Origin of the sequence: Bradyrhizobium sp. AZCC 1577 (genome assembly GCF_036924575.1) — a bacterium.
Taxonomy (GTDB): domain Bacteria; phylum Pseudomonadota; class Alphaproteobacteria; order Rhizobiales; family Xanthobacteraceae; genus Bradyrhizobium.
On sequence record NZ_JAZHRQ010000001.1, the window covers coordinates 2,738,546 to 2,748,328 of the forward strand.

Genomic DNA, 9,783 nt, shown 5'->3' on the forward strand with positions numbered 1-9,783 from the left:
CGTCGTCGCGCGCGGACTGGATTCGAGAAGATGTACAAAGACAACCTCGTCGAACGACTACGGTGCCACGCCGCGTTACGCTCCGATCGGATCGCGTTGCGCTTCCTGGAGGGAGACAGCGTCGCCGAAGAGCTGACGTTTGCCGGTCTCGACGCCCGGATTCGATCCGTCGCAGCCTACCTGCAGCAGTTGGGCGGCGCGGGCGAGCGCGCGGTTATCCTGCTGCCCAGCGGCCTCGACTATGCCGTGGCGTTCTATGCGTGCCTGTATTCCGGCGTGATCGCCGTCCCGGCCTATCCGCCAGAGGGCGGCGCCGAACGCTATGCGGGGCGTCTCAACGGCATTCTGCGCGATGCGACGCCTCGCTTCATCCTGACAGAAGCCGCGCTGGTTGGTGCGGTGGAGGCGGCACTTTCCGAGCGGGCGAACATAGAGATCGTTGCGGTAGATGCGATACCGGCGGCGCTTGCTGCAGAGTGGCGCGAGACGAGGCCGGAGGCAGATGCGGTCGCCTTCCTGCAGTATACGTCCGGATCGACCTCGCAGCCGAAAGGCGTTTGCGTCTCGCACGCCAACCTGACGGCCAACGAGAAGGCCATCGAGGCCGTGGCCCGAGGGGCGCTCGACGACGTCTTCGTAAGCTGGCTGCCGCTCTATCACGACATGGGATTGATCGGCGGGTTGCTGAATCCGCTGTTTACCGGCTTTACCGCCGTCCTGATGTCGCCGCGCAATTTTCTCGAGCGGCCGCGACGCTGGCTTGAGGCCATCGATCGTCACGGCGGCACGATCAGTGGTGGACCCGACTTTGCCTTCGCGCTGTGTGCCGATCGCATTTCCGACGAAACGATCGACCGGCTCGACCTTAGCCGCTGGAAGTTCGCATTCTCAGGCTCGGAATTTGTGCGCCAGACCACGCTGCGCAGGTTCGGGGAGAGGTTCGAGCGGGCGGGGTTCAATCGATGCGCGTTGACCGCCTGCTACGGCCTGGCGGAGGCGACGTTGCTGGTGACGGCAGGTGACCTCTCGACCCAAACTGTCAGCTATACCCTCGATACGGCGGCGCTTGCGGCGGGCCGCGTCGCAACAGCCGACCAAGGCACCGATCTCGTGGCGTGCGGCCGGACGGTCGCGGGCCACGTCACGCGCATCATGTGCATCGACGGGTCGGCTGCGGCACCGGCCGACGAAGTCGGCGAGATCTGGGTCGCCGGCCCGAGTGTCGCGCTCGGATACTGGAACAATCCCGAAGCCACGCAAAAAGCCTTCGTCGCGCGCGATGGCGCGCGCTGGCTGCGTACCGAAGACATCGGTTTCGTCAAGGACGGCACGCTGATCGTGACGGGCCGGCTCAAGGACCTGCTGATCGTTCGTGGCCAGAATGTATATCCGACTGACGTCGAGCAGGCGGTCGAGGCCGAGGTCGAAACCGTCCGCAGCGGACGGGTTGCCGCGTTTGCGGTCGAGATCGATGGACGGGAAAGCATTGGTGTCGCGGCAGAGTTCAGCCGTACCGTTCTCAAGCGCGAGCGTCCCGAGGCTCTCGCCCAGGGAATCGGCGAGGCGGTGCTGCGGCAGGCGCAGGAATATCCGGCCGTGATCGTGCTGTTGAATCCGCAAGCGATGCCGCTGACGACGAGCGGAAAACTGCAGCGCTCCGCCTGCGCCGCCGGCTGGGCCAACAACACGCTCGACAGCTTTATGGTGTTTGAGCGAGGGCGACGCCGCGATGGCGCGACGCTGACGGCGCCCGTAACCGACACCGAGCGCGCGCTGGCATCGATCTGGTGCGAGGCGCTGGGCGTCCAGGCCGTGCATCGCGAGGACGATTTCTTCGTGCTGGGCGGAAACTCGATCGCGGCCGGCCAGACCGCGGCCGCGCTGCGCGAACGCTTCGGCGTCGAGTTGGAACTGCGCAGCTTTTTCGACGTGCCGAAGCTTGCAGCATTCGCGGATCATATCGACGCCCTGTTGCGCGAGGGCGCGAAGAGGGCGCTTCCTCCGATCCAGCGGGCAGCGCCGGCCGACCGCGTGACCTTGTCCCATGCGCAGGAGCGGCTGTGGTTTCTCTGGAATCTGGACCCCAATGGTACGGCCTATACGGTCGCGAGCACGATCCGGCTCAAGGGAAAGCTCGATCATACCGCCTTGTCGCAGGCGATTGCGGAGATCGTTCAGCGTCACGAAGTGCTGCGCACCACATTCGTCGCAACGGACGGTCGCGCAAGGCAGGTTATTCACGACGCCCTCGGCGTCGATATCTGGCACCAGGATCTCCGGGGTCTTTCCGCCGAGCATGCGGCGGAAGTCAGACGGTTCGAACTCGGAAAACCGTTCGACCTTGTCAATGGGCCGCTATTGCGGGCGCTGTTGCTTCAGTTCGCAGATGATGCGCACGAATTGCTGCTGCTTGCTCACCACATCGTCGTCGATGGATGGTCGCTCGACGTGATGCTCGAAGAGCTGGCGGGACTCTACCGCAACGGCACCGGGCAGGACGCAGGCCGGCCGCCGGTGCCGATGATGCAATATGCCGATTTCGCAGTCTGGCAACGAAACTGGCTCGCTTGTGGCGAGGGAGATCGGCAGCTCGCCTATTGGCGCGCAAAGCTGGGTGACGCGCACCCCGTGCTGGCGCTGCCCCATGACCGTCCGCGTATCGCAACGCAAAGCCATGCCGGCGATACGATCGGCCTTGCCATCGATGGCGCGCTGGCCGCCCGCTTGCGGGACATCGCCGCAAAATATGGCGTGAGCGTCTTCATGCTGCTGCTCGGTGCATATCAGGCGCTGCTGTATCGCTATACGGGGCAGAGCGATTTGCGCGTCGGCGTGCCGGTCGCGGGGCGTCGTCACGCCCAACTCGAGCGGCTGATTGGCTGCTTCGTCAACACGCTGGTGCTGCGCGCCGAGATTGCCGATGAAGCAACTTTCCCGAACCTGCTGCAGCAGGTCAAGGACGCGGTGATCGAAGCACTGTCGCATCAGGATATGCCGTTCGAAATGCTGGTCGACGGGCTGCGCCCTGAACGAAGCAGTGGGCACAATCCGCTGTTCCAGGCCAAGTTCAACTACATGACGGCGCCGCGCGGGTTCGACGGCATCGCAGGGCTCACCGCCGAGATCGACATCATGGACCTCGCGGGTTCACATTTCGATCTCGCGCTTGATGTCGTCGACGGCGCCGGCGGCATGAAGGCGACGTTCAACTACGCCACCGATCTGTTCGATTCCCCGACGATTGCGCGACTGGCCGCACAATTCGGTTCGATGCTGCGCCAGATCGCGAAAAATGCGGAGCGGCGGATTTCCGACTTCGTCATCGACGATGCGAACCGGCAGGCCGTGCCGAGCGAGGCAGCCGTGTTCGGATTCACCGATGTGGTCGGCCTTCATCGCGCGTCGACCGCCGATCGCCAGGCCGCGATTGCCATCCGGTGCGGCAGCGAGACGCTGACGTTTGCCGAGCTGGAGCGGAAATCGAACCGCATCGCTCACATGCTTGCAAGCAAGGGCGTGACGTGCGAGGTGCCGGTTGCGCTGTGGATCGAGCGCTCGCCGGCCTTTGTTGCCGCGCTGCTTGGCGTGCTGAAAGCAGGCGGCGCCTATGTGCCGCTCGATCCGAAATGGCCGCTGGGGCGCATCAGGCGCATCCTGAAGGACGGAGGCATCGAAATCGTGCTGGCTGCCGGCGATAAGCTGGCGGAAGCGCGTGCACTCGATTGCCTCGTGCTCGATGCGGAAGCCGAAGCGGCGCGCGGGGATACATCGAGCGTACCGCCCGACAATGTGATCCACCCGGCGCAGACCGCTTACGTCATCTATACCTCCGGATCGACCGGGACGCCGAAGGGCGTCGCCGTCTCGCACGGCGCGCTGGCCAATTATGTGCAGGCCCTGCTGCAACGCCTGCAGCCGCAGCACTTGGCGAACATGGCGATGGTCTCGACAGTCGCGGCGGATCTCGGCCATACCGTCCTGTTCGGTGCGCTCGCCTCCGGCGCGACGCTGCATTTGTTGCCGCCCGAAGTGGTGTTCGATGCGGATGCGTTCGCGAAAGCCATGCGGGACGGCGAAGTCGACATTCTCAAGATCGTGCCCAGCCATCTGCGAGGGCTGCTGAAGGCGTCACGCTCGGCCGATCTCCTGCCGAGCTATGCGCTGATCCTCGGTGGGGAAGCTAGTGATTCTGCGCTGTTGAACGAGATCCGGCAGTTGCGGCCGCAATGCCGAATTCTGAATCACTACGGGCCGACGGAAACGACAGTTGGCGCGGTCACGCACGAATGTGAAGCTGAAGGCGGGACGGGTTCGGTTCCGATTGGCTTGCCGCTTGCCAATCTGCGCGCGCACGTTCTGGATGATGCGCTGAACGAAGTGCCGATCGGCGTAGCCGGCGAACTCTATATTGGCGGCGCCGGCGTTGCGCGGGGCTATCGTGGCGAGGCTGGCTTGACCGCCGAACGCTTTGTTCCGGATCCGTTTGGGCCTGCCGGAGCGCGGCTGTATCGCACCGGCGATCGCGTTCGCTGCGATCGGGCAGGCCGCCTGATATTCCTCGGCCGAGGCGATGATCAGATCAAGCTGCGCGGCTATCGCATCGAGCTTGGCGAAGTCGGGCGCGCGATCAAGGCGCTGCAGGGGATCGACGACGCGGTGGTTGTCGCACGCGCCATCGGCGGCAGCGCCGAACGCCAGGAGCTCGTTGCTTATTGTGTGCCCGCGATGGGCGCCACGCCGAAGCCGGATATGATCAAGCAGCAATTGGCGACGGTGGTGCCGGAATACATGGTGCCGTCGCACGTCATTGTTCTGCAGCGGCTGCCGCTCACGCCAAACGGCAAGGTCGACCGCAAGGCGCTGCCCGAGCCGGCGGGAGATGTGGTGGCCGCGAACTATTCCGCGCCGCTGGGAGACACTGAGGAACAGATTGCGGCGGTTTGGCGTGAGGTACTCGGTCGCGAACGCATCGGCCGCAACGACAATTTTTTTGAGCTTGGCGGCGATTCCATTCTCAGCCTGCAGATCATCGCACGCTTGCGCAAGCGCGGCATTCGCCTGACGCCGAAGCAGGTCTTCGGCCAGCAGACCGTGGCGGGGTTGGCAACCGTTGCCGCCGTCGCGGCGGCACCTGCGGCAAGGAAGGAGAGTTCGACCGCAAAGGTTTCGACCGATGCGGCAACCGGCATGCGTCATTTGCTGCCCATTCAGGCGCGTTTTTTCAGCGAAGACATCGGCAACAGGAACCATTGGAACCAGGCGGTGCTGCTGGCACCGCAGACGCGGATGGACTGGGAGACGCTGCGGCGTGCGCTGACGACGATCGTCGATCATCACGATGCGTTGCGCCTGCAGTTCGCGCAGGTCGACGGCGCGTGGCGCGCGGCGCAGGGCACACCGCCATCGCCCTCGGAATTGCTGTGGATCCATACCGATGTCGGAGATGCGACACAGGTCACCGCGCTTGCATCGGCCGCGCAGGAAAGCTTGTCGCTGTCCGCGGGTCGTTTGCTGCGTGCGGTGGCGATGGACCTTGCGGACGGCAGCCAGCGGCTGCTGATCGTGATCCATCATCTGGTTGTCGACGGCGTATCCTGGCGGGTCCTGCTCGAAGACATGGCCTCGGCGTACGACCAGTTGAAGAGAGGCGCCGTCGTGACGCTGCCGCCGAAGAGCGAGTCCTATGCGTCCTGGGGCGAGCGCTTGCATTCCCATGCGACGACCAGGGAGCTTGCTGGCGAACTGCCGTTCTGGCTCGATTGTGCGGCGGGTCCAAGCCTGCCGTGCGACGATGATCATGGCGGCGTCGATCGCGTCGGTGACGGCGAAGAGGTGTCGCTGGTGTTCGATACCGAAGTGACGTCAAGCCTGCTGCAGGAGGCGCCATCGGCCTATCGGACCCAGGTCAACGATCTGATGCTGGCGAGCCTGGCGCGTGCCGTATCGCGCTGGAGCCAGCGCGACGATGTGACGATCGAGATCGAGGGGCATGGCCGCGAGGACATATTTCCCGGAGCGGATGTTTCCCGGACGGTCGGCTGGTTCACGACGGCCTTCCCGGTGCGGCTGCAAGTCTGGTCGGACGACCATGCCTCCCTGATCAAGACGGTGAAGGAGAAGCTTCGCGCGCTTCCGAACCGTGGGCTTGGCTACAGCGTGTTGCGCTATCTCGGCTCCGAGGACCAGCGCAAGGCGCTGGCGCAACTGGCGGAGCCGCAGATCGTCTTCAACTATCTCGGCCGCTTCGACGGCAGCGTGGGGGCTTCCTCGCTGTTCGGATTCGCGCCTGAGAGCGCGGGTGCGTCGCGCAGCGCCACTGCTCCCTTGCGGGGATGGCTGAACATCACCGGTCTGGTGCGCGAGGGACGTCTGCATCTGTCCTTCGGATATGGACGCAAGCGCTATCGGCGAGAGACGGTCGAGCGGCTGGCGAAACTTTACGAAACGGCCCTGCGCGAGCTGGTGGCGCATTGCTGCAGCGGAGCATCTGGTCTCACGCCTTCGGACGTTGCGTTGTCCGGGCTCGACCAGGCCGATCTCGATCGGTTGGCGACGACTTTCGATCTCCGCAGCATCGAGGACATTTATCCGCTTTCGCCGATGCAGCAGGGCATGCTGTTCCACGCGGTCCGGGATCGTGACAAGGATGCCTATGTCAACCAGGTCGGGTTCGAGCTGTTCGGCTTCGAGGCCGACAAGCTTCGAGCCGCGTGGCAAGCGGTGAGTGACCGGCACGCCGCCTTGAGGACCGGCTTTGTCTGGCAACACATGTCAGGCGCGGCCCAGCAGGTTGTGCACCGTCATGTGACGGTGCCATTCGTCGAAGAGGATTGGCGCAACCGGACGGCAGCGCTGGAACGCAATGGCGGGCGCGCTGAACTGGATGCCGTGCTGGCGGACGCGTCGCGGCGGGAGCGCGAGAGCGGCTTTGACGTCTCTCAGCCGCCGTTGCAGCGGGTGCGGTTGATCCGGCTCGACGACAAGCGCCACTGGCTGATCTGGACCCATCATCACATCTTTGTCGACGGCTGGAGCTCGGCGCGGCTGGTTGCGGAGGTGTTTCGGCATGTGAGCGGGGGCACACTGCCGGCCGTGCAGGGCAGCTATCGCGACTACATCGCATGGCTGCAGGGCCGCGATCATGCAGGCGCCGAAAAATTCTGGCGCGACGCTTTGGCAGGGCTCGAAGCGCCGACCCTGCTGGCGAATGCGCCGGCTACGAACAACAAAACATCGGAGGAGGGACACGCCAGCATTGCGCTTTCGATGAATCCGGAATTGGCCGAACGGCTGAAGGCATTTGCGAAGCGCGAGCGCGTGACGCCCAATACGCTCGTTCAGGCGGCGTGGGCGCAGTTGTTGCGGCGGCATTCGGGGCAGGCCGCCGTCTGTTTCGGGGTGACCGTGTCGGGCCGTCCGGCAGACCTGCCGGGCTCCGAGGAGATGGTGGGCCTCTTCATCAATACGTTGCCGATTGTCGACGCGCCGAGCGCGCAAGCGCGAGTCGGCGAGTGGCTGCGTCAGTTGCAGGAGCAGAACCTGGCCTTGCGCGAGCATGGCTGGACGCCGCTCTACGAAATCCAGCGCCTCGCCGGCCAGGCCGGGCAGGCGCTGTTCGACAGCATTCTGGTGTTCGAAAACTATCCGATCGATGAGGCGCTGCGCGGAACGGGGGAGAGCGGCCCGCGCCTGGGACGGGTGCAACATGTGACGCCGACAAATTATGCGCTGGCGGTTGCCGTGTTTGCCGGAAGCGAACGGCTCGATCTCGAGTTCAGCTACGACCGCGCCCGCTTTGACGAGGTTGCCATCCGGCGCCTCCGGGACATCCTGCACGGATTGCTGGAGCGGATCGCTGCCAATGCGGAGCGGCCGATCGGCAATCTCGGATTATCCGCCGGTGATGAGGCCCGGCGAATTCTGGAATGGAGCAGTGCCGGCCGCTTGGCGACAGGTGCTTCCTATGTCGGCGTCGTCGCGCATATCGAGGCGCAAGCCGCGGCGGCGCCTTCTGCCGTTGCGATTGTATGGGGCGGCCAGCGCTTGAGCTATGGCGAGGTCAATGCCCGGGCCAACCAGCTTGCGCGGCGGCTTCGCCACTTCGACGCCGGTCCAGATCGCCTGACCGGCATCGCTTTGATGCGCAGCCCTGAAATGATGGTCGCGCTGCTGGCCGTCCTGAAAGCAGGCGGCGCCTATCTTCCGCTCGATCCGGATTATCCGGCCGAGCGGCTCGCCTACATGCTGCGCGACAGCGCGGCGACACTGATATTGACGCAAAGCGCGCTGCTCGAACCTCTCGCGCCGGTGCTGCGCGAGACCGGCGTCGAGGCCTGGTGCGTCGACGAGCCGCAACGGCCCGTCAGCGAAGATACAGCCAATCTGAATGTCGAGATTCATCCGGATAGTCTGGCCTACGTGATCTACACGTCGGGTTCGACCGGGACGCCGAAGGGCGTGGCGGTAACGCATGGGCCGCTGGCGATGCATTGCGAAGCGATCGGCCGGTTGTACCGCATGACTTCCCGCGACCGGGAATTCCAGTCGGCCTCGATCAATTTTGACATTGCGCACGAGCGCTGGCTGGTGCCGCTGATGACAGGTGGCTCGCTCGTGCTGCCGTCCAGGCCAGGTCTATTGATCGACGACCTCGTCGATGAGATTGCGAGAAACTCGGTAACGTCGATCTTTCTGCCGCCGGCCTATGCGGATCAATTGAGCGCAGCGTTGCGGCAGAGTGGACGCCGGCTTTCGATCAGGGCCTGCATTGTCGGCGGCGAGGCCTGGTCGGATAGCGGAATCAAAGCGCTTCGCCAGGCCGCCGATGTCGACCTTCTGGTCAACGCCTACGGCCCGACCGAAACGGTGATCGCGCCGACAGCGTGGCTCGTCGACGACGCCGCGTTGACGCCGGGCCAGCCGGCGCCGATCGGACGGCCCGTTGGCAATAGGTCCGCCTACATTCTCGATGCCGATCTCAACATTGTACCCGTTGGTGTCACTGGCGAGCTGTTCATCGGCGGTGTTGGATTGGCGCGAGGCTATCTGAACCGGGTCGCGCTGACAGCGGAACGGTTTATCCCGGATCCGTTCGGCGGTAGCGGCGCGCGCCTCTACCGGACCGGCGACCTTGCGCGGTGGCGGGCGGACGGCGTGATCGACTATGTCGGCCGCGCCGACCAGCAGGTGAAGATCCGCGGCTTCCGGATCGAATTGGGAGAGATCGAGGCGCGCCTGCTCGAGCAGCGCGGCGTGCGCGCCGCCGCGGTGGTGGCGCGCGAGAGCAGGACCGGCCGTCAGTTGATCGCCTATGCCAGCGGCGAGCCGACGCTTGACGGCCGCGCCTTGCGCGATGCGCTGTCGGCCATTCTGCCCGACTACATGGTGCCATCGGCGATCATGGTGCTCGAGCAATTGCCGCTGACCCCCAATGGCAAGATCGACCGCCGCGCATTGCCGTCGCCGCACGAGGATCCCCAGCCGCCCCGCTTCTATGAGGCGCCCGAGGACGAAATCGAGATCGCGCTGGCGAGGATCTGGACCGAACTGCTCGGCGTAGAGCAGATCGGACGCAACGATCACTTCTTCGAGCTCGGGGGACACTCATTGCTGGCGGTGCGGGTGCTTAGCCGGGTGTCGCAGGAGATCGGCGTGTCGATCCCGGTTTCAGATCTCTTCGTTCATCCCGACCTCGCGTCATTCGCGCGCGTCGTGTCGATCAGGCTGATCGAGCAGGAGTTCGATGCCGATGAGCTCCAGGATCTGATCGCGGCAGGGCAGTGA

Annotated in this window: 1 protein-coding gene; it reads left to right on the forward strand. The window is 64.7% G+C overall.

Annotated features, from left to right (window positions below; translation table 11 throughout):
• Positions 1-30 precede the first annotated feature (30 nt).
• On the forward strand, positions 31-9,783 hold the full coding sequence (locus tag V1278_RS12895) for an amino acid adenylation domain-containing protein (protein WP_334380984.1): 9,753 nt from the start codon (positions 31-33) through the stop codon (positions 9,781-9,783).